22 protein-coding genes and 1 pseudogene are annotated in these 25544 nt (G+C 75.4%); 8 read left to right on the plus strand and 15 right to left on the minus strand.

What is annotated here, in order from left to right; genetic code table 11:
- The first annotated feature begins 50 nt into the window (after positions 1 to 50).
- Positions 51 to 1601, plus strand: coding sequence for a hypothetical protein (locus tag IU369_RS14280; protein ID WP_217921654.1), 1551 nt, complete (start codon positions 51 to 53; stop codon positions 1599 to 1601).
- Complete coding sequence (locus IU369_RS14285) at positions 1598 to 1912, plus strand: EscU/YscU/HrcU family type III secretion system export apparatus switch protein (protein ID WP_217921655.1); 315 nt, start codon at positions 1598 to 1600, stop codon at positions 1910 to 1912. The genes IU369_RS14280 and IU369_RS14285 overlap by 4 nt, the downstream gene beginning before the upstream one ends.
- Here IU369_RS14285 and IU369_RS14290 read toward each other — a convergent pair.
- Entirely contained in the window at positions 1858 to 2934 is a 1077-nt protein-coding gene (locus tag IU369_RS14290) for a hypothetical protein (protein ID WP_217921656.1), read from the minus strand. The two genes, IU369_RS14285 and IU369_RS14290, sit on opposite strands and share 55 nt — an antisense overlap.
- 121 nt (positions 2935 to 3055) lie before the next feature.
- On the opposite strand from IU369_RS14290, the gene IU369_RS14295 reads away from it, so the two are divergent.
- Positions 3056 to 4093, plus strand: coding sequence for a hypothetical protein (locus IU369_RS14295; protein WP_217921657.1), 1038 nt, complete (start codon positions 3056 to 3058; stop codon positions 4091 to 4093).
- Here the strand turns inward: IU369_RS14295 and IU369_RS14300 are convergent.
- The 5 genes from IU369_RS14300 to eno form a co-directional block, all read right to left on the minus strand.
- Positions 4065 to 4289, minus strand: a complete 225-nt coding sequence (locus IU369_RS14300) for a hypothetical protein (protein ID WP_217921658.1) — start codon at positions 4287 to 4289, stop codon at positions 4065 to 4067. The two genes, IU369_RS14295 and IU369_RS14300, sit on opposite strands and share 29 nt — an antisense overlap.
- Positions 4286 to 4609: a hypothetical protein gene (locus IU369_RS14305; protein WP_217921659.1), complete on the minus strand. Its 324-nt coding sequence runs from the start codon at positions 4607 to 4609 to the stop codon at positions 4286 to 4288. The genes IU369_RS14300 and IU369_RS14305 overlap by 4 nt, the downstream gene beginning before the upstream one ends.
- Positions 4606 to 5097: a DUF501 domain-containing protein gene (locus tag IU369_RS14310; protein WP_217921660.1), complete on the minus strand. Its 492-nt coding sequence runs from the start codon at positions 5095 to 5097 to the stop codon at positions 4606 to 4608. The genes IU369_RS14305 and IU369_RS14310 overlap by 4 nt, the downstream gene beginning before the upstream one ends.
- The gene (locus IU369_RS14315) at positions 5057 to 5389 is read right to left on the minus strand and encodes an FtsB family cell division protein (RefSeq protein WP_217924378.1); all 333 of its coding nucleotides are present in this window, start codon (positions 5387 to 5389) and stop codon (positions 5057 to 5059) included. The genes IU369_RS14310 and IU369_RS14315 overlap by 41 nt, the downstream gene beginning before the upstream one ends.
- A 90-nt stretch (positions 5390 to 5479) precedes the next feature.
- Positions 5480 to 6757, minus strand: coding sequence for a phosphopyruvate hydratase (gene eno / locus IU369_RS14320; RefSeq protein ID WP_217921661.1), 1278 nt, complete (start codon positions 6755 to 6757; stop codon positions 5480 to 5482).
- Between the two features lie 90 nt (positions 6758 to 6847).
- Here eno and IU369_RS14325 point away from each other — a divergent pair, with 90 nt between their 5' ends.
- From IU369_RS14325 to IU369_RS14345, 5 genes are all read left to right on the plus strand, one after another.
- Entirely contained in the window at positions 6848 to 7318 is a 471-nt protein-coding gene (locus IU369_RS14325) for an RNA polymerase sigma factor (protein WP_217921662.1), read from the plus strand.
- Positions 7308 to 7949, plus strand: coding sequence for a methylated-DNA--[protein]-cysteine S-methyltransferase (locus IU369_RS14330; protein ID WP_217921663.1), 642 nt, complete (start codon positions 7308 to 7310; stop codon positions 7947 to 7949). The genes IU369_RS14325 and IU369_RS14330 overlap by 11 nt, the downstream gene beginning before the upstream one ends.
- A gap of 402 nt (positions 7950 to 8351) precedes the next feature.
- Positions 8352 to 8846 carry a MarR family winged helix-turn-helix transcriptional regulator gene (locus IU369_RS14335; RefSeq protein WP_217921664.1) on the plus strand — a complete coding sequence of 165 codons (495 nt, stop codon included), beginning with the start codon at positions 8352 to 8354 and terminating at the stop codon, positions 8844 to 8846.
- Positions 8847 to 8882: 36 nt separating this feature from the next.
- Positions 8883 to 10703 carry a bifunctional metallophosphatase/5'-nucleotidase gene (locus tag IU369_RS14340; protein ID WP_217921665.1) on the plus strand — a complete coding sequence of 607 codons (1821 nt, stop codon included), beginning with the start codon at positions 8883 to 8885 and terminating at the stop codon, positions 10701 to 10703.
- 110 nt (positions 10704 to 10813) lie between these two features.
- Entirely contained in the window at positions 10814 to 11455 is a 642-nt protein-coding gene (locus tag IU369_RS14345; RefSeq protein WP_217921666.1) for a dihydrofolate reductase family protein, read from the plus strand.
- A gap of 828 nt (positions 11456 to 12283) precedes the next feature.
- On the opposite strand, the gene IU369_RS14350 is transcribed toward IU369_RS14345, so the two are convergent.
- From IU369_RS14350 to IU369_RS14390, 9 genes and pseudogenes are all read right to left on the minus strand, one after another.
- The gene (locus IU369_RS14350; RefSeq protein ID WP_217921667.1) at positions 12284 to 12601 is read right to left on the minus strand and encodes an antibiotic biosynthesis monooxygenase family protein; all 318 of its coding nucleotides are present in this window, start codon (positions 12599 to 12601) and stop codon (positions 12284 to 12286) included.
- Positions 12602 to 12606: 5 nt separating this feature from the next.
- Positions 12607 to 13620, minus strand: coding sequence for a phosphogluconate dehydrogenase (NAD(+)-dependent, decarboxylating) (gene gnd, locus IU369_RS14355; RefSeq protein ID WP_217921668.1), 1014 nt, complete (start codon positions 13618 to 13620; stop codon positions 12607 to 12609).
- Positions 13620 to 15245: a glucose-6-phosphate isomerase gene (pgi, locus tag IU369_RS14360; RefSeq protein WP_217921669.1), complete on the minus strand. Its 1626-nt coding sequence runs from the start codon at positions 15243 to 15245 to the stop codon at positions 13620 to 13622. Before pgi ends, gnd begins: the two co-directional genes overlap by 1 nt.
- Positions 15242 to 16243 (minus strand): nucleoside triphosphate pyrophosphohydrolase, encoded by a 1002-nt coding sequence (mazG, locus tag IU369_RS14365; protein ID WP_217921670.1) that lies wholly within the window; start codon positions 16241 to 16243, stop codon positions 15242 to 15244. The genes pgi and mazG overlap by 4 nt, the downstream gene beginning before the upstream one ends.
- Positions 16244 to 16253: 10 nt before the next feature.
- Positions 16254 to 17315, minus strand: a complete 1062-nt coding sequence (locus IU369_RS14370; protein ID WP_217921671.1) for a peptidylprolyl isomerase — start codon at positions 17313 to 17315, stop codon at positions 16254 to 16256.
- 89 nt (positions 17316 to 17404) lie between these two features.
- Positions 17405 to 20653, minus strand: coding sequence for a transcription-repair coupling factor (mfd, locus tag IU369_RS14375; RefSeq protein ID WP_217921672.1), 3249 nt, complete (start codon positions 20651 to 20653; stop codon positions 17405 to 17407).
- A gap of 140 nt (positions 20654 to 20793) precedes the next feature.
- Positions 20794 to 21369 (minus strand): annotated as a pseudogene (gene pth, locus IU369_RS14380) (aminoacyl-tRNA hydrolase); the annotation flags it as partial.
- A 13-nt stretch (positions 21370 to 21382) separates the two neighbouring features.
- Entirely contained in the window at positions 21383 to 22018 is a 636-nt protein-coding gene (locus IU369_RS14385; protein WP_217921674.1) for a 50S ribosomal protein L25/general stress protein Ctc, read from the minus strand.
- A gap of 246 nt (positions 22019 to 22264) precedes the next feature.
- A complete protein-coding gene (locus IU369_RS14390; RefSeq protein ID WP_217921675.1) occupies positions 22265 to 25441 on the minus strand; it encodes an MMPL family transporter in 3177 nt (1058 codons plus the stop codon).
- Positions 25442 to 25544: the final 103 nt, after the last annotated feature.

A 25544-nucleotide genomic window follows, 5' to 3' on the forward strand; every position in this document is an offset into this window, starting at 1 on the left:
GACCCCCGGGCGCTTCAGGACGGGGGCGCCACGGACGACACAGTGGGGGCATGTCGACCTCCGTCACCCCCGGCGCGCCCGCGCCCGCGGGACCCGCGCCCGCGGCCCCCGTCGCCGCGGCGGGCGCCCCCGGCGCGGTCGTCACCGACCGCCCCCTCCCGGTCTCCCCCGGCCAGGCGCTGGCGGCACGCGTGCTCGCGGTGCAGGCGGGGATGGTCGAGCTGTCCCTCGCCGGCGGCACCGTGACCGCCGCGAGCGACCTGCCGCTCGAGCCGGGCCAGACGCTGCGCCTCGTGGTCGGGGAGGCCGGCGCCGACCGGGTGACGTTGCGCCTGCAGCCCGACGCGCCCGGTCCCGGCGGCTCCCCGGGCGCCGCCGCGGCGGCCGCCGCCGCCCGGGCGACCCCCGCGGGGGCCCTCGCCGCCGCGGGCATCCCCGCCGCCGCGGCCTCCGCCCTGCTCGCCGCCCTCGCCGAGGCGGGCGCCGCACCCGGCGACGGCGCGGCCGCCACCGCCCTCGCCACCCGCGCCGCCGCGGCGGGCGTGGGGACCCCGGCGACGGCGGCGGCCTTCGCCCGCCTCGACGCCGCCGGCCTCCCCACCACCCCCGCCTCCGTCGCCGGCCTCGCCCGACTCCTCGACGGCGCCCCCCTCGGCCGCGCCATCGCCACCCTCCTCGACGGCGCCGCCGCGGCAGCGGCGGCGGGAGGCCCTCCGACGGGTCCCGCCCCCGGTCCCGGTGGCCTCGCGTCCCCCGCCGCCGGGGGATGGTCCAATTGGACCAACGGCGCGGGTCCAATTGGACCATCCCCCCAGAACCCCGTTCCCATGGGCGTTCCCGGGCCGATGTCCAATCGGGTCGACCCCGGTGGTCCATTTGGACCCCACCCCGCGACACCCGGCCCGGGGGGCCCGGCGACCCCCATCACCGCCGCGATCCTCGGGGCGCTCGCCGACCTGACGGAGGGCATCGGGACGGGGGCGACGTCGGGGAGCGCCGAGCTGCTGCGCCGTGCGATCTCCGACCTCGGGGGGAACCTCGAGGCGCGCCTCGCCGCCGGCGACCCACCCGACGCCCCCCCGCTGCGGGCCCTGCTGCACGCCCTCGCCACCCACCCGGGAACCGACGCCGCCCTCGCCCGCTCGGCGACCGGCATCGCCGACGGGCTCGCCGCGCAGGGGCTGGCGGGCGCGACGATCCCCCCTCCCGGCGCCGCCGCACCCGACCCCGCCCAGCAGGGCGCCTACCTCCAGGTCCCCCTCCCCGGCGGCGGCACCGCCGAGGTGCGGGTCGCGCCCGACGGCGGCCACGACGCCGGCGACGGCCGTGAACGCCCCCGGCGCCTCGCCTTCCTGCTGCACCTGTCGGCGCTCGGACCCGTGATGATCGAGGCCACCGCCGGTGGCGGGGCGGTCGACGCCACCGTCCGCGTCGGCACCGACGAGGCCCGCCGCTTCCTCGCCCCCCTCGCCGGCGACCTCGCCGCGTCGCTGCGCCGGGCGGCGCCCGCCGCGTCGGTGAGCGTGGAGCGCCTCCCGGGCCCGGCCCCCGAGCGCCTCCTCGCCCCACCGCCCCCCTCCGGCCTGGACCTGTCGGCGTGAGCGGCCCCGGCCGCCCACCCCGGGAACGCCGGCCGATGGCGGTCGCGTTGCGGTACTCGCGTGACGAGGCCCCCGCCCCACGGGTGACGGCCGCGGGGTCCGGCCCGGTCGCCGAGCGGATCCTCGAGCTCGCCCGCGCCGAGGGCATCCCCCTCCGGGAGGACCCCGACCTCGTCGCGGCGCTCGCCGCCCTCGACCTCGGCGCGATGATCCCCGCGGAGCTCTACGACGTCATCGCGGAGGTGCTGGCCTGGGCCTACCGCGCCAACACCGCGTACGCGTCGACGACCCGGGGCCTCGCCGGGCCGTGACGGACCGGGATCCGGTCAGCGGGCCCCCGTCGCCCGCAGCCGCCGCGCCACCAGCACCCCCAGCCCCACGAGACCGAGGCCGGCGAGCACCACCGCGAGCGCCGCGCCCGTGGCGGACCCCACGCCACGGCGATGAGGACCACCCAGAACGCGCCCCCCGCCGCGGCGAGCCAGACGAGGACGTCGGAGTCGAGCGCCGCCGCCGCGAGGAACGCGGCGACGACCACGCCGGCGAGCACGACGTGCCACACCGAGAACGACGCGAGGTCGTCGCCGGCGAAGACCACCGCCGCGTAGCCGCCCACGGTCGCCCACACGGCGGCGTACCGGCAGCCGGCGGGGTCGCGCGAGCTCAGGACCCACGCGACGACCGCGGCGGCGACGGCCTCGCCGAGCAGCACCCAGCCGAGGCGCTCCGGCCCCGCCGCCGGGGCGTCCCAGAGGCCGGCGAGGAACGCGAGCGCCACCCCGAGGGCGGCGAGCGCGGCGGGGACCCCCACCCAGAGCAGCCGCGTGCTCCCGGTCACTCGGTGCAGGAGGACGGCGATGGCCACGCCGACGAGGGCGGTGACGGCGACCCCCGCGGCGGCGCCGCGCGCCGTGTCGGTCCAGCCCCAGGCCGCCCCCGACACCCCGGACGCGACGGCGAACGCCACGTAGCCGACGAGACCGGCGAGGTCCACCTGCCACCACGGCGCGCGGCGGCGGGCGAGCCCCAGGCACGCGACGAACGCCGCGAGCGGGAACGCGAAGGGAGCGACCACCCGGACGGCCCGGGGCAGGTCGTCGTGGACCGTGCCGTACGCGATCGCCAGGCCCACCAGCACGACCACCGCGCCGAGCGCGTACAGCACGCCCGCCGCTCCCGGTCCGCCGCTCACGGGCCCGCGGTCGCGGGCGAGCACCCGCAGGACGTCGTCGCGCGTGACCTCGCCGGCGTCGAGGGCCCGCGCCAGTCGGGCGAGCAGCGGCGCGCCGTCGCCCGGTTCCACGCCCCGTGGGTCGCCCTCGTTCCCGTGCATCACCGGATGCTCCCACGACGGGCGGGCGACCCCATCCGCGATCCACCACACCCCGGCACGGCCGGGCCGCACCCCGCGTGCGCGGCCGGGACACCACCCCGCGCCGCGCTACGTTAGGCCGATGACGTCCACCGTCACCTTCGGCGACCTGGGGCGCGACCCCGGCGACGTCGCGCGCGGGCTGGTCGCGTGGGTCCGCGGCGACCCCGCGGAGGCGGTCGTCCAGACCCTCGCCTTCTCGGGGCGGGAGCTGACGAACCGGCGGTACACCCTCTGGATCTGGGCGGGCCGCACCGCCGCGTCGGAGCCGGCCTGGGTGCTGCCGACGACGGCGGCGGGGGCGTCGGCGTTCGTGCCCCGCGGCCCCGCGACGGTGCTGCTCCAGTGCCTCGACACCGCCGTCGAGCTCGGCGCCGACCCGGCCCTGATGCGCCTGGAGGACTGGCGCGGCCACGTCTGCCTCGTCGCCCCCGGCATGATCGAGGGCCCCCTCGCGGCCGAGGTCGTCGCGGAGGACCACCCGCCGCCGGACCGCGCCGCGCTCGCGACCCTGCCGGCCGACGTCGTCGTCGGCGGCCCGCCGATCCCCCTGCCCGACGGCGAGGGCTGGCGCGGCGGGCCCGTCGCGGAGGTCGCCGCCGAGCTCGGCGCCCACCCCGTCCAGGTCGCGCTCGCCCTGCTCGTCAGCAAGGTCCGCCTCGCGACGTTCGCCGACGACCCGTCGTCGTACCTCGGTCAGCTCCGCGGCTGGGGCGTCGTCGGCGACCGCCGGGGGCCGCCCCCACCCCCGCCGCCGAGCCTCGAGATCGCCGACGACCCCGACCCGCGGCGGCGGCACGCCCGCACGGTGCTGCAGCGGTTGCTGCGCATGGGGAAGGTGGGGCCGGGCTACCACACGGAGATCTCGCACTTCTCCCGCGGGGCGGCGGTGCACGAGCGGCACCAGGCCCACGAGGTCGCCGAGGCCCTCCTGCGCGCCGGGCTGCTCGGCGAGAAGCCGAGCGTCGGGCAGCGCCACATCTACCTCAACGTCCGCGCCCTCCCCGACATCCACGCACTGATCGACCGGGGCGAGACACGTGACCCGCACCTCGCGGCGCTGTGGACCGCACCCGCACCCGGCGACGCGGCTACGGCGCCTCCGGCACCGTCACCGTGACGACGGGGACCGGGCGGGTCTCGGTGATGAGGCCGCCCGGCGGGTCGTCCCCCCGCGCGGAGTAGCCGACCACGATCCCGGCGAGCAGGGCGACGACGGCGAGTAGGCCCGCCAGCGAGAGCCGGATCTTGCGCGCCGGCGGCTTGCGGGGGCGCGGCGGCCGCGGCCGCGGGGCGTCCTGCGGGTCCGTCGTCATCCGCGGGCGTCCGTGGCGGTGCGGGCGTACGACGAGAAGGCGCCGTCGAGCGTGACGGCGGGGTCCCATGAGTCGGGCTCGCGGGGCGCGGTGCGTGCCGCGAGGTCGAGGTACCACGACGACGCCTCGTCGTAGGCGGCGACGAGCTGGCGGAGGGTGAAGGTCACGCCGACGCGGCGGCGCAGCTCGTCGTGGACGGCCGTGACGATCCGGCGGCGCGCGCGGACGACCGCGAGGGGCGCGGGCTCTGCCATGCGGGCGGCGCCGTCCTCCCACGCGAAGCGGGCGGTGTCGACGGCGGGGTCGTCACCGGCGCTCACCCCCCGCCGCCGGGCGACAGGCGCTCGAGGCAGCACCGGTCCGGCCACCGGGCGCCGGCGCGCTCGAGGATCCAGTCGGCGACGGGGGAGCCGCCCTCCGCCAGGCCGAACGCGAGGTGGGCGTGGAGGCACTTGACGTGGGCGGGGTCGCCGCCGCCCGCGACGCGGTGCCCGGCGTGCAGCTCCTGGTGGCGGGCGTGGGCGTCGGCGAGGGGCCCGGCCATGTCGGGGTCGTCCTCGAGGGCGCGGACGCCACCGGCGGCCTCGAGCCGGCTGACGGCCTCGCCGAGGGCGCGGCAGGCGAGCCAGTCGCGGGTCGGGAAGGGCCGGCCGCGGCGGTCGAGCGGTTCGTTGCGGACGACGGCGGGGCCGCCGTGGGGGCAGCGCACCGCGACGCTGAAGTGCGTGAACGGCTCGCGCCCGAGGAGCGCGGCGACGGCGACCCGGTCAGAAGACGGCGGTGAGCCAGCCGAGGGGGCCGCCGTCATCGCCGTCGTCCTCCGCCGGCGGTGGCACGGGGTCGAGGTCGCCACGCACGAGGAACGCCCGCTCGCCGGGGAGCACCAGGCCGAGCTCCCGCGCACGCGCCTCCAGCACGGGCCGCTGCCCGAGCTGGGCGATCTGCTGACGGAAGCCGTCCCGCCGCGCCTCGAGGTCGGCGAGCTTCGCCTGTTCCTCGCGGAGCTCCGCCCGCTGGTCGAGGTAGCCGGAGACCGGGCCGATGTAGCCGAGCAGGATCGCCGTGAGGAGACCGGCGATGAAGATGCGCCTGGCGCGGATGGATCACGTCCCGGGAGGTGGCGTCGGGCCGTGGGGCCCCCGTCCCCCACGGGTACGCGACGAGGGCCCCCGTTCCTGCCGTCCGGCGTCTCACGCGCGGAAGGCCGACCGCCCCGGATACGAGGCGGCGGGGCCGAGCTGCTCCTCGATGCGGATGAGCTGGTTGTACTTGGCGACGCGCTCGCTGCGGGACGGCGCGCCGGTCTTGATCTGGCCGGCGCCGGTCGCGACGGCGAGGTCGGCGATGAACGTGTCCTCCGTCTCGCCGGAGCGGTGGCTGACCATCGACGCGTACCCGGAGCGGCTCGCGAGGTCCATCGCCGCGAGCGTCTCGGAGAGCGTCCCGATCTGGTTCACCTTGACGAGCAGGGCGTTGCCGGCGCCGAGGTCGATGCCCCGCTGGAGGCGCTGGCTGTTGGTGACGAACAGGTCGTCGCCGACGAGCTGGACGCGGTCCCCGAGGCGCTTCGTGAGGGCCACCCAGCCGTCCCAGTCCTCCTCCGACATGCCGTCCTCGATCGAGACGATCGGGTAGCGGTCGCAGAGGTCCACCCAGTAGTCGACCATCCCGGCGCTGTCGAGGGTGCGGCCCTCGCCCTCCAGGTGGTAGGCGCCGTCGCGGTACAGCTCGGTCGTGGCGGGGTCGAGCGCGAGGGCGATGTCCTCGCCGGGGGTGTACCCGGCGGCGGCGATGGCCTCCATGATCACCTCGAGGGCGTCCTGGTTGCTGTCGAGGTCGGGGGCGAAGCCGCCCTCGTCGCCGACGCCGGTGCCGAGACCGCGGGACCGGAGGACCTTCTTCAGCTCGCCGTAGACCTCGGCGCCCATCCGCACGGCGTCGGCGAAGGTGCGGGCGCCGATCGGGGCGACCATGAACTCCTGCAGGTCGACGGAGTTGTCGGCGTGGGCGCCCCCGTTGAGGATGTTCATCATCGGCACCGGGAGCCGGTTGGCGCGTGCGCCGCCGAGGTAGCGGTAGAGCGGGAGGCCCGCGTCGACGGCGGCGGCCGCGGCGACGGCGAGGGAGCAGCCGAGGATCGCGTTCGCGCCGAGGCGCGCCTTGTTCGGGGTGCCGTCGAACTCGATCATGGTCCGGTCGAGCACCGCCTGGTCGGAGGCCTCGCGGCCGACGAGCACGCCGGCCAGCTCGTCCTCGACGTTGGCGACGGCCTTCATGACGCCCTTGCCGCCGTAGACCGAGGCGTCGCCGTCGCGCAGCTCGAGCGCCTCGAAGGCGCCGGTGCTGGCGCCGGACGGGACCGCCGCGCGCCCGACCGCGCCCGACGCGAGGGTGATCTCGACCTCGACCGTCGGCTGGCCGCGCGAGTCGAGGATCTGACGGGCGGCGACGCGGGAGATCTGCGACATGTGGGCTCCGGGTTCGGGGGACGGAGGCGGGCGGCGGAGTCTATCCCGCCGCACCTCACGGAACCGGGGCGGGGTACGTTCCACGACGGCATGGCACCCCCACCCTTCGCCGTCTTCCTCGACGCCCACCGCGACGCGGTCCACCGCTTCCTCGTCGCGTGCGTCGGCCCGGACGACGCCGACGACTGCTTCCAGGAGACGTTCATGAAGGCGCTGCGCGCCTACCCCGACGTCGTCGACGACGGGGGGCTGCGGGCGTGGGTGATGACGATCGCGCGGCGCACCGCGATCGACACCGCCCGCGCGCGCGCCCGGCGGGCGGTGCCGGTGGCCGACCCCGAGCCGGCGCCGGTCGACGGCACCCCCGCCGTCGGCGACCCGGGGTTGTGGAGGGCGGTCCGCGACCTGCCGCCGCGCCAGCGCGAGGCGGTGGCGTTGCGGTACGTCGGCGACCTCGGCTACCGGGAGGTGGGGGCGGCGATGGGCTGCTCGGAGGAGGCGGCCCGGCGGAGCGTGTTCGAGGGACTGCGGCGGCTGAGGGAGGTGTGGGATGGCGGATGAGCGGGAGCGGGAGCGGGAGCGGGAGCGCGACACGGAGCTGGAGCGGGCCCTCGGCGAGGTGGCGCCGGGGCCCCCGCCGTCCCTGCTCGACGAGCTCGCGCGGCGGGCCGACCGCGAGGGGCTCGTCGACGTGGCGTACGCGGTGCACGACACCCCCCTCGGCCCGGTGATGGTCGCCGCCACCGGCGAGGGCCTCGTGATGTTGTCGTACGTCGCGGAGGGGCTCGAGCCACGGCTGGAGAGGCTCGCCCGCGAGGTGTCGCCGCGGGTGCTGGAGCTCCCGTCCCGCCTCGACCGGGAACGCCGCGAGCTCGACGAGTACTTCGCGGGACGCCGCCGGCGGTTCGACGTGCCGATCGACTGGCGCCTCATCCGCGGCTTCACCCGGGCCGTCCTCGAGCGGACGGCGGCGATCCCCTTCGGCGGCCACAGCACCTACGGCGCGATCGCCGCCGAGGCCGGCAGCCCCCGCGGATCCCGCGCGACCGGCAACGCCCTCGGGAGCAACCCCATCCCCATCGTCATCCCCTGCCACCGCGTCCTCCGCAGCGGAGGCGCCATCGGCGGCTACACCGGGGGCGTCGAACGCAAGCGCTTCCTCCTCGACCTGGAGGGCCACCCCACGGGGTGAGCCCCGCGGCCCGGGCGGCGTCCCGGATGGTCCACTTGGGCCTCGCGCCATGGTCCACTTGGGCTCTCACGCCACCCGCTCGGGGCGGGGAGTGGTCCACTTGGACCCGTCGTCGTGGTCCACTTGGGCCATGACGGCCCACGCGAGGGCCGGCGGGGGTGGCGGGCCGACGGCCCCGGCCCCCGTTCAAGGGGACGCGGGGCCATGGCGCGGCCACCGGCTAGCGGGCGAGGCTCGTCCGCAGCTCCGGCGTCATCTGGCCGTTGGTCGTGGTGCCGTTCGAGTTGCGGATGTAGGTGAGGAACATGCGAGGCTCTCCATGGTCGGGTGGAGCATTTATTTGTTGTGCGAAACAAATTACGGTCCCACCCGTCATCCGGATCACCCGTCGAGGAGGAACCCGTGCCGCCGACGCCGCCGAGCACCGACATCGCCGCATGGCGCGGGCTCGCCCGGGTCCAGGGGGACGTCCGCCGTGGGCTCGGCGCCGCGCTCGAATCCGCCCACGGCCTGTCGCTCTGGGACTACACCGTGCTGCGCACGCTCGCCGAGCAGCCGAAGCGCCGGATGCGCATGACCGAGCTCGCCCGCGCCGTGGACTACACGCCGAGCGGCCTCACCCGTCTCGTCGGCCGGCTGGAGGCCGCCGGCCTGGTCGAGCGCTACCCCTGCCCCGACGACGGCCGGGGGTTCATCGCGTGGCTCACGGCCGAGGGTCACCGGGTCTTCGTCCGCGCCCGCCGCACCCACGTCGCCGGTGTCCGCCGCCTGTTCCTCGACCTCTGCACCCCCGACGAGCTGGAGACGATGGTCCGCGTGTGGGAGCGCATCTCCCCCGGTTGCACCGGTGTCACGACGACGCCGGGCACCCGTGTGCGGTCCGGGCCGCCGGGGTAGGGTCGGCGCGAACCCACATCCCACCGGGGAGGCCGGATGAGAAGCGCACGCGGTCCACGAACGAGGCGGGCCTGCGCCGCCGTCCTCGCCGCCGCCGCGGCGGGCCTGGCGCTCGGTGCCTCCGGTGCGACGGCGACGCAGAAGGCGCCGCGCACCGTCGATCTCCAGATCCTGTCGTTCAACGACTACCACGGGCACCTCGCGCCGCCGACCGGTGGTGACGGCAACGTCACGACCGCGACGGGCCCCGTGGCCGCGGGTGGCGTCGAGTACCTCACCACCCACCTGAAGGCGCTCCGCGCCGGTCACCGGAACACGTTGACCGTCGCCGCCGGGGACCTCATCGGCGGCTCCCCCTTCCTGTCGGGCCTCTTCAAGGACGAGCCGAGCGTCGAGACGCTCGACACCCTCGGACTCGACGTCTCGGGGGTCGGCAACCACGAGTTCGACGAGGGCGTCCCGGAGCTGCTGCGGATGCAGTTCGGTGGATGCCACCCCGTCGAGGGCTGCTTCGACCCGGACGGCTACTCCGGCGCCGGGTTCGACTGGCTCGCCGCGAACGTCACCTACAACGCGGGCGCGACCATCACCCGCCCCGCCGGCTCCAAGGGCTACGGCTCCTGGTTCCGCGCCTCGACCGGCCGCACCGTGCTGCCCCCCACCAGCGTCAAGGTGGTGAACGGCGTGAAGGTCGGCTTCATCGGGATGACGCTGGAGGACACCCCGACCCTGGTCGCCCAGTCCGGGATCCGGGACGTCTCGTTCGGGGACGAGGTCGTCACCGCCAACAAGGCGGCGAACGACCTGCGCCGCAAGGGCGTGAAGGCGATCGTCGTGCTCCTGCACGAGGGTGGGCTGCCGCCCGCCGGCGCGACGTTCGACTACACCTGCACGCAGGGTGACGCGGCGGGACTCTCCGGTCCGATCGTCGAGATCGCGCAGAAGCTGTCGCCCGCGATCGACCTGGTCGTCACCGGCCACACGCACCAGCCGTACACGTGCGACATCCCCGACCCCAAGGGCACGTCCCGCTGGGTGACGAGCGCCGCCTCCTTCGGGCGCGTGATCACCGAGACGGAGCTGAAGCTCGACCGCCGCACGAAGGACGTCGTGCGGTCGTCGGTGACGAGCGTCAACCACGCGGTGACCCGCGACGTCGCGGCCGACCCGGTCCAGACGGCGACGATCGCCAAGTGGACGGCCCTGTCGGCCCCGATCGCAAACCGGGTCGTCGGCTCGGTCACGACCGACATCGCCCGCAGCCTCTCCCGTGACACGGAGTCGGCGCTGGCCGACCTCATCGCCGACGCCCAGCTCGCCGCGACGTCCGCCGCGGGCGACGGTGGCGCGGTGATGGCGTTCATGAACCCGGGTGGCGTCCGCGCCGACCTGACGTTCGCGCCCTCCCCCGTGGGTGAGGTGCCGGGCGCGGTGACCTACGGCGAGGCCTTCACGGTCCAGCCGTTCGGCAACCTGCTCGTCTCGATGACGCTGACCGGGGCGCAGATCGAGGCGATGCTCGAGCAGCAGTGGACCACCCAGACCGACGGGAGCGTGCGGTTCCTGCACCTCGGGGTCTCCGAGGGCTTCGCGTACTCGTGGTCGCGGTCGGCGCCCGTCGGCCAGAAGGTCGACCCGGCGTCGATCACGCTCGGCGGGACGCCGATCGACCCGGCGGCGTCGTACCGGGTCACGGTCAACTCGTTCCTCGCCGACGGCGGCGACGGGTTCACCGTCCTGAGGGACGGCACCGACCGCCTCGGCGGCGGGAGCGACCTGGACGCGTTCATCGCGTACCTGACGGCGAACGCGCCCGTCACGGCGCCCGTCCCGAACCGGGCGACGCCGCTGCCGTAGCCGTCCCGTCCCCGTGGCCGCACGACGCGGCCACGGGGACGGCGGCCCGGCGGGTCGATGAGTCGCCGCGTCCCGCCCGGTCGACACGGGAAACGACCACGGGAGGAGCCATGGGGATCGTCAGGTGCCACATCTCGGTGTCCCTCGACGGCTACGCCGCCGGGCCGCGTCAGAGCCTCGAGAACCCACTCGGCGAGGGCGGCGAGGGGCTGCACCGGTGGGCGTTCGAACTCGACGCCTGGCGAAGGGAGCACGGCCGGGACGGCGGCGTCACCAACGCGTCGTCGGCGGTGGTGGAGGAGGTGACCGCGAACGTCGGCGCGGGCGTGATGGGCCGGAGCATGTTCGGCGGCGGACCCGGCCCGTGGCGCGGGGACCCACCGTGGAGGGGCTGGTGGGGTGACGACCCGCCGTTCCACACGCCGGTGTTCGTCCTGACGCACCATGAGCGGGCGCCCCTCGAGATGGAGGGCGGGACGACGTTCCACTTCGTGACCGACGGCGTCGACGTGGCGGTCGCGCGGGCGCGGGACGCCGCGGGCGACCGGGACGTCGCCGTCCACGGCGGCGCGGACACGGTCCAGCAGACGATCCGGGCCGGACTCCTCGACGAGATCGTCGTCCACGTGACGCCGCTGACCCTGGGCGGCGGGTCCCGTCTGTTCGAGGACGTCGGCGACGCGACGTTCGAGGTCGTCGGCGCGGTCGACGCGCCGGGCGTCACCCACGTGAGGTACCGGGTGGTGAGGTAGCGGAGGCTCGACCGTAGCCGGCGGGGGCGGGATCGGCGATCCGTCCGGGCTCGACGGCGGCGCGGGCGGCGGGGGCGGCGGGCCGGATCCCTGGAGCCACCGGCCGTCGCGGAACCACCGCTGCATCGTCTTGACGGATGGGAGCACGCCGTCCCCCGGCCGGGACCGGCGGCGGAGGTCGCGGATCACCGCTGCCGGGCGTTCCCCCCGCGCGAACGCGGCCTCGGCGGCGGCGCGCAACGCCGGCCACGAGTACGACCCGGGGCGCTCACGTTCCGGTGGCGGGCCGGTGAGCCGCGCCCGGTGGACGTCGAGCGCCCGCGACCGGCGTGTCGTCATGCACCCCGACGCCCGCCAGACGTGGAGGAGCGACACTGCGAGGTCCCGCCCCGCCCGGGACGTGAGGAACGCGTCGGACCGGTGCTCCTCGCACAGCCAGACGCTCACCCCGCAGGGGAGGTGCAGCTCCGCCCGCCGCCCCCGCCCCTTCCCGACGCAGATCGCACACGCCGGGACGGACCCGAGGTTCTCCCCCTTGTAGAAGCTCCGCGCCACGGGGCCATCGAACCACCGGCGGACCGACACGTCGCCGCCGACCCGTGCCGACTCCCGCCCAGCGCCGTGCCGTCTCTGATCGCACTTGGGGCCGGCTCGACGGCCCAAGTGCGCCATGGAGCACCGGGGCCGCCAGCGGCGGCGGGAGGGTGTCCGTCGCCCGCCCGGTCAGACCCCCTCAGCACCCCTCCGGGATGGGCGTGGCGCACTTGGGCGTCGCATCGAGGTCCACGTGCGCCATGGGTGACCTCGGGGCGGGGCGGAGGCGGAACCTCAGCCGGGGGCGCCGACCTCGTGCTGGATGACCTCGAAGGACCAGAGCTCGCTCTGGCTGCTCACGGGTCCCTGGGTGTTGTGGGCCTTGTGGCCACGCGTGAAGGCGGAGCTCTGGACCCAGGCGTCGAAGGCCTCGGTGCTCTCCCAGCGGGTGTAGACGAGGTAGACGCCGCGGTCGTCGCTCGGGCGGAGGAGCTCGAAGGCCTCGAAGCCGGGGGACGTCGCGACCTCGCCGGCGCGCGCGGCGAAGCGGGCCTCGAACTCCTCGGCGCGTTCGGCGGGGACGGTGATGGCGTTGATGCGCACGACGGACACGGCGGTCAGTCCTTCTTCTCGTGGTGGCCGCCGAACTGCTTGCGCATGGCGGAGAGGAGCTTGTCGGCGTAGTCCGCCTCCCCCCTCGAGCTGAACCGCTCGTAGAGGGCGGCGGTGAGGACGTGGGCGGGGACGCCCTCGTCGACCGCGGCCATGACGGTCCACCGTCCCTCCCCGGAGTCGGAGACGCGCCCGCTGAACTCGCCGAGGGCGGGGTCCTCGTTCAACGCGATCGCCGTGAGGTCGAGCAGCCACGACGAGATGACGCTCCCCCGGCGCCACACCTCGGCGACGGCGGCGGTGTCGATCTCGTACCGGTAGTACCGGGGGTCCCGGAGGGGCGTCGTCTCCGCGTCGTGCTCCTGCTCCTCGCGGCCGATCCCCGCCTTCTGGAGGATCGCCATCCCCTCGGCGTACGCGGCCATCACCCCGTACTCGATGCCGTTGTGGACCATCTTCACGAAGTGGCCGGCGCCGGCGGGGCCGCAGTGGAGGTACCCCATCTCCGGCTGGGCGGGCTCACCCTCCCGGCCGGGGGTGCGGGGGGCCGCGTCGACGCCGGGGGCGAGGGCCCGGAGGATCGGGTCGAGCCGCGCCACCGCCTCCGTCTCCCCGCCGATCATCATGCAGTAGCCACGTTCCAGGCCGAACACGCCGCCGCTCGTCCCGATGTCGACGTGGTGGATGCCCCGGGGCGACAGCTCCGCCGCCCGGTCGACGTCGTCGCGGTAGTAGCTGTTGCCGCCGTCGATCACGATGTCGCCGCTCTCGAGGTGCTCCGCGAGGTCCATCACCGTCTGCCCGGCGTAGGCGGCGGGCACCATCACCCACGCCGCCCGGGGCACGTCGAGCTTCGAGGCGAGGTCGGCGAGCGACGTCGCCCCCGTCGCGCCCTCCGCCTCCAGCGCCGCGACGGCCTCGGGACTGACGTCGAACACCACGCACTCGTGCCCGGCGCGCATCAGCCGGCGCACGATGTTCGCGCCCATCCGTCCCAGTCCGATCATCCCGAGCTGCATCAGTTGCTTCTCCCTCGTTCGGCGCGGTAGCGGCGGATGAGTGCGTTGGTCGAGCCGTCGTGGTGCAGGTCCGGCGGGTCGGGAGCGGTGAGCTCGGGGGCGATGCGGGTGGCGAGCGCCTTGCCGAGCTCGACCCCCCACTGGTCGAAGGAGTTGATCCCCCACACGACCCCCTGCGTGAACACCTTGTGCTCGTAGAGCGCGACGAGCTGCCCCAGCACCGACGGCGTCAGCGACGGGGCGAGGATGACGTTGGTGGGGCGGTTGCCGGGGAACGTCCGGTGCGGCACGAGCGCCGGCGCGACGCCCTCCGCCGCGACCTCGTCCGCCGACTTGCCGAACGCGAGCGCCTCGGCCTGCGCGAGGAGGTTCGCCATCAGCAGGTCGTGGTGGTCCCCGAGTTCGTGCGCGGGGCGGCACACGCCGATCAGGTCGCTCGGCACGAGGCGCGTGCCCTGGTGGATCAGCTGGTAGAAGGCGTGCTGGCCGTTCGTCCCCGGCTCGCCCCACACCACCGGCCCGGTGGCGACGTCGACGGGGCGGCCGTCGATGTCGACGGACTTGCCGTTGCTCTCCATGTCGAGCTGCTGCAGGTACGCGGGGAACCGGCCGAGGCGCTCGCTGTACGGCAGCACGGCGTGGGTGTCGGCGCCGAGGAAGTTGGCGTTCCAGACGCCCAGCATCCCGAGCAGCACCGGCATGTTCGCCTCCGGCGGGGCGGTGAGGAAGTGCTCGTCCATGATCCGGAACCCGTCGAGCATCTCCCGGAAGCCCTCCGGTCCGACGGCGATCGCGATCGTCAGGCCGATCGCGGAGTCCATCGAATACCGGCCGCCGACCCAGTCCCAGAAGCCGAGCATGTCGGTGGTGTCGATGCCGAACGCGGCGACCTCCTCGGCGTTCGTCGACACCGCCACGAAGTGCCGGCCGACGGCGTCCTCGCCGAGCGCGTCGACCAGCCACGCCCGCGCCGTCCGCGCGTTCGTGAGCGTCTCGAGGGTGGTGAACGTCTTCGAGCAGACCACGAAGAGGGTGCTCGCCGGGTCGGCGCCGGCCACGGCGTCCGCGATGTCGCTGCCGTCGATGTTCGAGACGAAGCGGATGTCGATCGCGGCGTCGGCCGCGTCGCGCAACGCGCGCACCGCCATCGCGGGGCCGAGGTCGGAACCGCCGATCCCGATGTTCACGACGGTGCGGATGCGCTGCCCCGTCGCGCCGGTCCACGCCCCGGAGCGCACCCGGTCCGCGAGGTCGTACATGCGGTCGAGCACCTCGTGCACGTCGGGGACGACGTCGTGGCCGTCGACGACGATCGACTCCGTCCGCGGCGCCCGCAGCGCCGTGTGCAGCACCGCCCGGCCCTCGGTGACGTTGATACGAGCGCCGGAGGCCATCTCCGCGGCCCGCTCCGCGACGCCCGCGGCGCGCGCGAGGGCGGCCAGCAGGTCGAGGGTGCCGCGGTCGACGCGGTTCTTCGAGTAGTCGAGGAACAGGTCCCCCGCCTGCAACGTCAGCTCATCGCCCCGGGCGGGGTCGGCGGCGAACAGGTCGCGCAGGTGGGCCTCGCGGGCGCCCCCCGCGGCGTGGGCCTCGAGGGCCCGCCACTCGTCGGTCCGTGAGATCACCGTCGCGCCTCCTCGTACCAGTGGACCTGACGCTCCGGCGGCAGGCTCTCGAAGTCGTGGCCGGCCTCGGCGGCGAGCCGCGCCGCGGCCTCGACCCTCTCGCGGAACCGCTGCGCCGACGCCCGCAACGCGAGCTCGGGGTCGGCCCCCACCGCCCGGGCGGCGCCGACCGCCGCGAACAGCACGTCCCCCAGCTCACGCGCCCCCGGCTCGGCGCGCAGCTCGGCGGTCTCCTCGTCGAGCTTGTCGAGTGCCGCCGGGACGTCGGGGAAGTCGAACCCCACCGACGCCGCCCGCTTCTGCGCCTTCGTCGCGTACGCGAGCGCCGGCAGGCCGGACGGGAGGTCGTGGAAGATCCCCTGGTCGGCCCGCTCCTCCCGCTTGCGGCGCTCCCACACGTCGACGACGCCGGCGGCGGTCGCCGCGACCGCGTCGCCGTAGACGTGGGGGTGGCGGGAGATCAGCTTGTCGGCCTGCCCGCGGGCGACGGCGCCGAGGTCGGCGCCCCCCTCCTCCTCGAGCAGCTGGGCGAGGAACACCGCCTGGAACAGCAGGTCGCCGAGCTCGTCGACGAGGCCGTGGCCGGTGGCGACGGCGTCGGCCACCTCGAAGGCCTCCTCGATCGTGTGCGGCACGATCGTCGCGGCCGTCTGCACCCGGTCCCACGGGCAGTCGCGGCGCAGTCGCAGGCCGACGCGGGTGAGGGCCGCGACCTCCGCGCCGATCGCCCGGTCCCGCAACGTGGCGCGGTCCGGGACGGTGGCGGCGTCCGGCAGGGCGCGGGCGAGGCGGTGGGCCTCGGCGTCGGGCGCCGCGACGACGGTGCCGTCGGGCAGCGCCGCCGGGTCGCCGAGGGGCGCGGGGTCCACCGGGAGGAGCTCCCGGAGGGCGGCGGGCAGCTCGGGGGCGACCACGTGGGCGGCGCCGGCGATGACGGCGAGCGCGCGGGCCGGCACGGACTCGGGATCCCCCGCCCCGAGTCCGACGACCGTGATCATGCCGCGGAGACTACGGGGTGGGCGCCGGGGCGGTCGGGGTCGCCGCCGGGGCGGCCGTGGTCGTCGTCTGCGGCTTCAGCCCGTCGTCCGCGTACACCGTCCGGTCCTCCCACTTCGCGAGCACCTTCTCGCTCCAGGTCTGGAAGGTCGTCTGGCGCTTCGCCGCGAGCTGGCTCTGGATGATCTGGGAGCGCGCCTCGGCGAAGGACGTCGTCTTCGCGGGGGTGATATCCACGGTGATGATGTGCCAGCCGAACTGGGTCTTCACCGGCTGGGAGATCTCACCGTCCTCGAGGGAGAAGGCGACCTTCTCGAACTCGGGGACGAGCTGGCCCTTCTGGATCTGCCCGAGGTCGCCGCCCTGGGGCGCGGAGCCCGTGTCGGTCGACTTCTCGCGGGCGATCTCCGCGAAGTTCTCCGGCGTCAGCTCCGCGCGGATCGCGTCGGCCTCGGCCTCGGTCTCGACGAGGATGTGGCTGGCGGTGCGACCGGCGGCGACGGTGAACTGGTCGGGGTTCTCGTTGTAGTACGTCCGGGCGTCGGCGGCGGTGAAGCGCACGCCGCGCGTGTACCGGTTGAACAGTGCCTGCTGCTCGAGCTGGTTGCGGACGATCTCCCGGGCGTCGGCGGTGGTGATGCCGCGCTCCTTGAGGAAGTCGTCGAACTTCTTCTTCGAGCCCTCGAAGTTCGTCGTGGTGATCCGCGCGAGCTCGGCGTCGATCTCCTCCGCCGTCACCTTGCACGGCTTCCCGCACTCGCGGGCCTCGAACTCGACGACCTTCTGCTGCACGAGCGACTGCAGCGCCTGGCGGCGGACGTCGTCGTAGCCGTCGGCGCCCTCCTCCGGCAGCGTCGCGCCCTGCGCCTCGGCCTCGGCCCGGCTCTGGTCGATCGTCGTGGTCAGCTCGGCCTCCGTGATGGGGGCGTCGCCCACCCGGGCGACGACGCCGTCGGGGAGGTTCGACCCGTCGTCGCCACACCCGGCGACGAGCAGGACACCCACCGCACCCAGGGCGGCGAGGCCGACGAGGACCCCCGCCACGAGCGGAGATCTGCGGTTGGTCTTCGTCACGACGGGGGCGATCGTAGCACCTCCATTTCGGGGCCCCGTTAGGGGCGTCTTAAGGCTCCGGCGCGCGGTCGCGACGCGACCGCGGGGTCTCATGCGGCGAGTGCCCCGGCGCTCGCGAGGGCGTCCAGCGCGGCCTCCGCGGCGGCGAGCCGCTCGCTCCCGGCGGCGCCCGCCGGGAGGGAGACGAGGCGCTCGCTGCCGGCGTAGACGGCCGCCGGCTGGGCCTCGCGGAGGGTGCGGAGCTGCTGGCTGGTGAGGCTCACGGGACCCACCGTGACACGTCCCGACCGCACGGCGATCTGGCTCGCGCCCGCGGCGCGCAGCTTCACGCGCACCCGCTGCACCGAGAGGAGCGACTCGACGGGGGGCGGGATCGGCCCGAAGCGGTCGGCGATCTCCTCGCGGAGGGTCGCGACGTCCTCGAGCGACGCGGAGAGCGCGATGCGCCTGTGCAGGTCGATCTTGGCCGCCTCGAGCGTGACGTAGTCGCCGGGGATGTACGCCGACACGGCGATGTCGACCCGCACCTCGCGCTCGGGCGGCTCCTCGCCCTGCCCCCGCAGGACGGCCTCGTTCAGCATCTCGAGATATAGCTCGAAGCCGATCGCCGCGACGTGCCCGCTCTGCTCGTCGCCGAGCAGGTTGCCGGCGCCGCGGATCTCGAGGTCGCGCATCGCGATCCGCAGTCCGCTCCCGAGCTCCGTGTAGTCGGCGAGGGCCCGCAGCCGCGACGACGCCTCGCGGGTCAGGGACGCGTCGTCGGGATAGAGGAGGTACGCGTGGGCGGTCACCTCGGAGCGACCGACCCGCCCGCGGATCTGGTAGAGCTGGGACAGGCCCAGGGCGTCGGCGCGCTCGACGATCAGGGTGTTCGCCTGGGGGATGTCGAGGCCCGACTCGATGATGCTCGTCGCGACGAGCACGTCGGCCTCGCCCCGCACGAACGCGAGCATGACCTCCTCCAGCTCGTGCTCCGCCATCTGCCCGTGGGCGGTGACGATGTTCATCTCCGGCACGAGCCCGCGGAGCGCCTCCCCGGCGTCCTCGATCGTCTCGACCCGGTTGTGGAGGTAGAAGCTCTGCCCGCCGCGGGCGTGCTCGCGGCGGAGGGCCTCCACGATGAGGGCCTCGTCGTACTCGCCGACGTGCGTGGCGATGGGCCGGCGACCGGGCGGGGGCGTCTCGATGACGCTGATGTCGCGGAGCCCGGAGAGGGAGATCTGCAGCGTGCGGGGGATCGGCGTGGCGCTCATCGCGAGCACGTCGACGCTGAGCCGCAGCTGGCGCAGCGACTCCTTCTGCGCGACCCCGAACCGCTGCTCCTCGTCGACGATCACGAGGCCGAGGTCCTTCGGCTGCACGTCCATCGACAGCAGGCGGTGGGTGCCGATGAGGATGTCGAGGCGCCCGTCGCGGTAGCGCGACAGCACGTCCTTCGTCTCCGCGGGGGAGCGGAAGCGGTTGACGAGGTCGACGGTCACCGGCAGCTCGCCGAACCGCTCGCGGAACGTGGCGAGGTGCTGCTGGGCGAGGATCGTCGTCGGCACCAGCATCAGCACCTGCTTGCCGGCAGCCGCCGCCTTGAACGCCGCCCGCATGGCGATCTCGGTCTTGCCGAACCCGACGTCGCCGCAGATGAGGCGGTCCATGGGCCGGGGGCGCTCCATGTCGTCGGCGACGGCGTCGATGGCGCGCTGCTGGTCGGGTGTCTCGCGGTGGCGGAACGTCCGCTCCAGCTCGCGGGTCATGTCGTCGTCGGGCGGGAACGCGTACCCCTTCGCCGCGGCGCGGGCCTCGTAGAGGGAGATCAGCTCGCCGGCCATCTCGCGCACGGCCGCGCGGGCACGCGACTTCATGCGGTCCCACGCCTTGCCGCCCAGCTTCGAGAGGGCCGGCGGGGAGCCGTCGGCGCCGACGTAGCGGGTGACGCGGTGGAGCTGGTCGTGGGGGACGTAGAGGCGGTCGCCCTGCGCGAACGCCAGCGCCAGGTAGTCGCGCGTGAGGCCCGCGACGGTGCGCGTCTCGAACCCGGTGAGACGACCGATGCCGTGGTCCTCGTGGACGACGTGGTCGCCGACCTTCAGGTCGAGGAAGCTCGCGAGGCGCTTGCCGACGACGGGGCCGCGCTGCGAGGACGGCGCCCGGCGGCGGAGGACGCGCTCCTCGGGGACGATCGCCAGGTTCAGCGCCCGCGACACGAGGCCGGCGCGGACGCCGAGCACCGTGCCGCCGACCTCGCCGGGCGGCGGCAGCGCGCCCGGCTCGAGCTCGCTGGGACGGAGGCGCTCCATGCGGACGACGGCGCGGGACATGTCGCCGCGGCGGGCGAAGGCCAGCACGACGCGGGTGCCGCTGCGGGCGAGGCGGGCGAGCTCCCCCTCGGCCTCGGAGGGGGTGCGGCTGGTGAAGCGCGCCTCGACGGCGTCGAAGGCGGGGGTCGCGGACCCGGCGGGCGGTGACAGGTCGAGCGCGGCGAGGGCGGCGAGCTCGCGCTCGGTCTCCTCGGGCGGGGCGATCGCGCCGGCGGCGGCCTCGTCCTCGAGGCGCTCGTGGGCCTCCCGGAGGGCGGCGGGGTGCTCCGACGGGGCGAGGCGGATCAGGCGGGCGGCGGCGATGCCGGGCAGCCCGAGGGGGTCGACGCTGTCACCGTCGGGTTCCGCGGCGGGCCACGCGAGCAGGCGCCCGATGGGGCGGATGGTGCGCTGGGTGAAGGGCGAGAACGCCCGCATGCTCTCGATCTCGTCGCCGAAGAGCTCGATCCGGGCGGGCAGGTCGGCGGTCGACGGGTAGACGTCGAGGATGCCGCCGCGCACCGACAGGTCACCGCGCTCCTCGACCTGGTCGACGCGTTCGTACCCGAGGGCGACGAGGCGGTCGATGAGCTCGTCCAGGGAGGTCTGCTGGCCGACCGCCACCTCGAAGGCGTCCCCCGGCGTGCCGGCGACGCGCTCGGCGACGGCGGGGGCCCCGGCGACGACGACGGTGCCGGGACGGCCGAGGGTCGACAGGGCACGCGCCCGCTGGCCGACGAGGTGCGGCGAGGGGCCGACGGCCGCGTTGGCGGGGACCCCCCGCGTCGGCCACAGGGCGACGGCCCCGCGGCCCATCAACGCGACGAGCTCCGTGGAGAGGTCCCGGGCCTCGTCGTCGCCGGGCGTGACGGCGAGCAGCGAGCGGTCGCCGGTGCGCGCGAGGGCGGAGAGGACGTAGGGCCACGCGGGCCGGGCGACGGCGAGCCCGCCGGCGCGGCCGTCGGCGTCGAGGCGTGCCGCGGCGGCCGCGAGCGGCGGGTTGGCGGCGATGACGCGGTCGATGGAGGTGGCGCGGGTCTCGCTCACGCGTCCCCCTCCCCCGCGGCGCCCGGCGCCCTCGCCGTGGCGGTGTCCCCCGTCGGCTCGGCCTCGGCCTCGGCGTCGGCGGCGAGGCGCGCGGCCTCCCGGCGTTCGTGGCGCGACTTCGCCCGGGCGCCCGGCTCGGAGGCGTGGAACCGCTCGATCGCGGCGGGCATGCCCTCCGCGAGGGCGACCTCGGCCATGTCGGCGGCGCGGGCCACCATCGCGGCGACCTCCTCCCGCGGCTCCGCGAACCGGGTCAGCACCCAGTCGGCGCCGTCACCGCGGAACTCGGCGGGGGGGCGCCCGATGCCGATGCGGACGCGCGCGAAGTCACCGGAGCCGAGGCCGCGGACGATCGAGCGCAGCCCGTTGTGGCCGCCGTGGCCGCCGCCGACCTTGCCGCGGACCGTGCCGAACGGCAGGTCGAGTTCGTCGTGCACCACGAGCACCTGCCCGGGGACGGCCCGCAGTGCACCTGCCGCGGGTCCGACCGCGTCGCCCGAGTCGTTCATGTAGGTCAGCGGCACCATCAGTGTGAGGGGGCCGGCGGGTCCGCGGACAGCCACGATGCGGGCGCCGTACCTCGACACGGGACGGCCGGCCCCCAGGCGCTCCGCCAGGAGGTCGACCACCATCTGACCGGCGTTGTGCCGGGTGCCCGCGTACTTCGGCCCGGGGTTGCCGAGACCCGCGACGAGTCGGAACGGTTCGTCCGGCACGCCCCGCGCGCCGCTACTCGTCGGAGGTCTCTCCGGCCCCGGACTCCGACTCGCCCTCGACGGCCGCGCCGCCCTCGTCGCCCTCGGCCTCGGCCTCCACCGTCGGCGCCAGGACGGAGGCGACCACCGTCTCGGGCTCGGACGTGATCGTCACGCCCTGCGGCACCTGGATGTCGGCCACGGTCAGCGAGTCGCCGACCTGGAGCTCGGAGACGTCGACCTCGATGTGGTCGGGGAGGCTGTCCGGGAGGGCGCTCACGACGACCTCGCGGAGCGGCTGGTCGAGCACGCCGCCGTCGCGGACGCCGACGGAGTTGCCGACGAGCGAGATCGGGATGGGGGCCTCGATCTCGACCTTGAGGTCGACCTGCTGGAAGTCGACGTGCAGCACGTCGCCACGCACCGGGTGCAGCTGCCAGTCCTTCACGAGGACCGGCTGCGGGCGGGCGTCGCCGACGACGAGGTCGATGACGGCCGTGCGCCCCTCCACGAGGGTCCGCTTGAGGTCGTGTCCCGGCAGCGCCAGGGGCAGCGAGTCGCCGCCGCTCTGGTAGACGATGCCCGGAACGAGGCCCTGACGGCGGAGGCGCCGTGTGGGTCCGTTGCCGAACTCGGTGCGGGTCTGGGCGGTGAGGCTGACGTGTGCCATGCGTGATCGCGATCCTGGTCGGGGCCGACGAGGGAGTGTACCCGACGTCGCCGTGAACGTGGCGGCCCCCCTCGCGGGGGCTCCGTGGGGCCGTCCATGGCGCACGTGAGCCTCGGCTCGAGGTCCAAGTGGACCATCCCGAAAGCCCAAGTGAGCCACGGCGCCGGGTCCAAGTGGACCATCTGAAAGGCCCAAGTGGACCACGACGCGAGGTCCAATGGACCATGAACCGGAGGAGCTGCGGGGTCAGGCGGGCTGTGGGGCGCCCTCGTCGGGTGGGCCGGGGTCGATGGCGGCCGGCGGCGACGGGGCCGGGGCGGGGGCCGCGGGCTCGGGCTCCGGCTCCGCCACCGCCTCGGGCTCCGGCTCGGGTTCGGGTTCCGGGTGGGCGTGGGCGGCGAGGATGGATTCGCCTTCGATGTCGATGTGCGGCACGACTCGCTCGACCGCCCGGGGCAGCCACCACGTCCTCCGTCCCATCAGCGCCAGCAGGGCCGGGGTCAGGATCAGGGCCGCGGAGGCCGCGAGGGCGACCGCGAGGGCGAGGCCGACGCCGAACTGCTTCACCGTCGGGTCGCCGTTCAGGACGAAGCTCCCGAACACGCCGATCATGATCAACGCCGCCGCCGTGATCACCCGGGCGCTCGACGCGACACCCGACGCCACCGCCTGCCGGTCGCCCTCGCCCCCCGCGCGGTGCGTCGCGACCGAGGACAGCAGGAACACCTGGTAGTCCATCGACAGGCCGAACAGCACCGCGAACATCATCAACGGGACGTAGCTTGCGATCGGGACCGTGTCGCGGGCGGTGTCGATCCCGAGCGGATCGATCCCCCAGCCGAACTGGAACACCGCCGTCAGCACCCCGAACGCCGCGGCCACGCACAACAGGTTCACCAGGGCGGCCTGCACCGGCACGAGGAACGACCGGAACGCGACGAGCAGCACCAGCACGCTCAGGGCGAGCACCACCAGGATCACCACCGGCAGCCGCTCCGTGATCTCGTCCGCCAGGTCCACGTTCGCCGCCGTGCTCCCCCCCACGTGGGCCTCCAGGTCGGCCCCCGCCGTCGCCGCCGGCAGGACCGACGTCCGCAGGGTCACGACCAGGTCCGCCGTCTCCGTCGCCGCCGGGGGGGTCGTCGGGATCGCGGTGAACACCGCCGCGTCGCCGTCGCCGTTGATCTGCGGCGGCGACGTCCTCGCGATCCCCGCCGTCCCCGTCAGGGCGTCCTGGATCCGCACGAGACGCGGGTCCGTGCCGCGGTCGTCGCCCCCCGCCTTCGTCAACGTCGCGGTCAGCTCGTCCTTCAGCGAGAGCGCCCGCGCCTGCTGGTCCTCCGCCCGTGCCTGGAGCGCCTCCAGGTCGGCCTTCTGCGCCTGGAGGTCCGCCGCCTCGGTCTTGAGCGCCGACGCCTGCCGCTCCAGGGCGGCGGCCTCCGCGACGAGCCGTGCCCTCTCCCGGTCGAGCGCCGCCGCCTGGCGTGCCAGCGCCTCGGTGCCGGCCACGAGGGTCCGCAGCTGGCGGCGCAGGGTGCCGGGGGCCTCGGGCAGCGACGCCGCCTGCCGGCGCAACGCCGCCGCCTCCGCGCGCTGCGCCCGCTCGTCCGCCCGCGCGGCGGAGATCCGGGAGCGCAGCCGCTGGGCCTCGGCCTCCAGGCGGGTGAGCAGGGCCTCCAGCGGCGGGCGCGCGTCCTCCCCGGCGGCGGCGATCTCCTCCCGGACGGCGGCGACGCGGGCGGCGACGGCCACGAGCTGCCGCTCCGCCGCCCGGCGTCGCGCCGCCCCCGCCCGCGCCCGCGCCGCGGCGGCCTCCGCCCGCGTCACGAGGGCGCGCCCCGCCGCCCCCGCCGCCGCCACCTCGCGCTCGATCACCGCCCGCTGCGCCCGGAGCCCGTCGCGTTCGCGCGCCAGGGCCGCCGCCTGCGCCTCGAGGGCCGACCGCTCCGCGACCAGGTCGGCCTGCTGCGCCTCCAGGCCGGCCTGCTGCTCCTCCAGCGCCGCGGCCTGCGCCTGCAGCGCCGCCTGCTGCGCCTGCCCCTCCGCCTGCTCCTGCTCGAGCTCGGCCTGCAACGACCGCAGCTCGTCCTCCTGCGCCGTCACCGCGGGATCGGCGGTGGCGGGCGTGCCGAGGCTGATGCCGATCAGGAGGGGGCCGTTGAAGCCGACGCCGAACCCCGCGGCGATCAGGTCGTAGGCGTCGCGCTCCTGGCTGCCGGGAGGTGTCGCGCCGATGTCCTCCTGCCCCAGCTCGAGGGACCGCAGGGGCACGATCAGGACGGCGAGCACCGCGACGAACGCGCCGATCGCGACGAGCGGCCGCCGCGTGACCGTCCGCCCCCACGACGCCCACATGCCGGTGCCGGGCACCCGCTCGGCGGGCCGCAGGAAACGCGGCACGCGCAACGCCCCGACGCGGGTGCCGGCCAGGGCGAGCAGGGCGGGGAGCAGCGTGACGGCCGCCAGCACCGCCGTCACGACCGCGACCGCCGAGGCGTAGCCGAGCGACGTCACGAGCGGGATGCCGGCGACCGCCAGGGCGAGCAGGGCGATGACGACGGTCGTGCCGGCGAAGACGATCGCGCTGCCCGACGTCGCCACCGCCACGGCGATCGACTCCCGGACCCCCATCCCCGCCCTCAGGCCGTCGCGGTGGCGGGTGACGAGGAACAGCGCGTAGTCGATGCCGACGCCGAGCCCGATCATCGTGGCGAGCGTCGGCGCGATCACCGGCACGCCGATCACGTGCCCCATCAGGCCGATCAGGCCGAGCGCCGCGGCGAGGCCGAGGACGGCGGTGACGATCGGCATGCCCATCGCGACCACCGAGCCGAAGGCCAGCGTCAGGATGACCATCGCCACGACGATGCCCACCACCTCGCTGCTCTCGGTCTCGGGTTTCGACAGCTCGGCGCCGATCGGCCCGCCCGCGGCCAGCTCGAGCCCCGCCCGGTCGGCGAACGGCTGCGCCGCGTCGAGGACCTCCTGCGCCTGCGCGGTCGTCAACGTGTCGGAGCCGACGGTCAGGAGGACGCCGATGAACGCCGTCCTGCCGTCCTCCGAGAGCTGGGCCTGGCCCTGCGTGCTGAACGGGTTGATCGCGCTGTCGACGTCGTCGAGCTTGCGGATCTGCGTCGCCGCGCCGTTGATGGCCTTCTGGCGCGTCCCGCCGTCCTCCAGCGTCCCGTCGCCGACGTGGAAGACGAGGGGGCTGCGGCCGTTCTGCTGCGGCGGGAACCGCTCCGCGAGGACGTCCTTCGCCGCCTCGCTGTCGGTGCCCGGCAGGCTCTGGTCGTTGCTGGTGTCGGCCCCGACGGCGGAGACGAGCACGAGGACCGCCACGACGGCCGCGACCCACCCGAGCAGCACGGGCAGGGGGTGACCGGCGATCCCGTGCCCGATCCGGTGGAGGACCCGTGCCAAGAACGCGCCTGTGCCGAGTGACTGGGGGCGAACCTAACACCGGCGGTCCGCGCCGGAAAAGCCCGGGATCACCGTGGCGGAGCGGTTCCTGCGGCCATCCCCC

This window comes from Miltoncostaea oceani, assembly GCF_018141545.1.
In the GTDB taxonomy this organism is placed as follows: domain Bacteria; phylum Actinomycetota; class Thermoleophilia; order Miltoncostaeales; family Miltoncostaeaceae; genus Miltoncostaea; species Miltoncostaea oceani.

Bases quoted from the DNA above. Each gene is read 5' to 3' on its own strand.
- IU369_RS14290 (WP_217921656.1), bottom strand. From the start codon at position 2,934: ATGCACGGGAACGAGGGCGACCCACGGGGCGTGGAACCGGGCGACGGC.
- IU369_RS14295 (WP_217921657.1), top strand. From the start codon at position 3,056: ATGACGTCCACCGTCACCTTCGGCGACCTGGGGCGCGACCCCGGCGAC.
- gnd (WP_217921668.1), bottom strand. From the start codon at position 13,620: ATGCAGCTCGGGATGATCGGACTGGGACGGATGGGCGCGAACATCGTG.
- IU369_RS14385 (WP_217921674.1), bottom strand. From the start codon at position 22,018: ATGGCACACGTCAGCCTCACCGCCCAGACCCGCACCGAGTTCGGCAAC.
- IU369_RS14300 (WP_217921658.1), bottom strand. From the start codon at position 4,289: ATGACGACGGACCCGCAGGACGCCCCGCGGCCGCGGCCGCCGCGCCCC.
- IU369_RS14310 (WP_217921660.1), bottom strand. From the start codon at position 5,097: ATGACGGCGGCCCCCTCGGCTGGCTCACCGCCGTCTTCTGACCGGGTC.
- IU369_RS14340 (WP_217921665.1), top strand. From the start codon at position 8,883: ATGAGAAGCGCACGCGGTCCACGAACGAGGCGGGCCTGCGCCGCCGTC.
- eno (WP_217921661.1), bottom strand. From the start codon at position 6,757: ATGTCGCAGATCTCCCGCGTCGCCGCCCGTCAGATCCTCGACTCGCGC.
- IU369_RS14345 (WP_217921666.1), top strand. From the start codon at position 10,814: ATGGGGATCGTCAGGTGCCACATCTCGGTGTCCCTCGACGGCTACGCC.
- mazG (WP_217921670.1), bottom strand. From the start codon at position 16,243: ATGATCACGGTCGTCGGACTCGGGGCGGGGGATCCCGAGTCCGTGCCG.
- IU369_RS14280 (WP_217921654.1), top strand. From the start codon at position 51: ATGTCGACCTCCGTCACCCCCGGCGCGCCCGCGCCCGCGGGACCCGCG.
- IU369_RS14325 (WP_217921662.1), top strand. From the start codon at position 6,848: ATGGCACCCCCACCCTTCGCCGTCTTCCTCGACGCCCACCGCGACGCG.
- IU369_RS14330 (WP_217921663.1), top strand. From the start codon at position 7,308: ATGGCGGATGAGCGGGAGCGGGAGCGGGAGCGGGAGCGCGACACGGAG.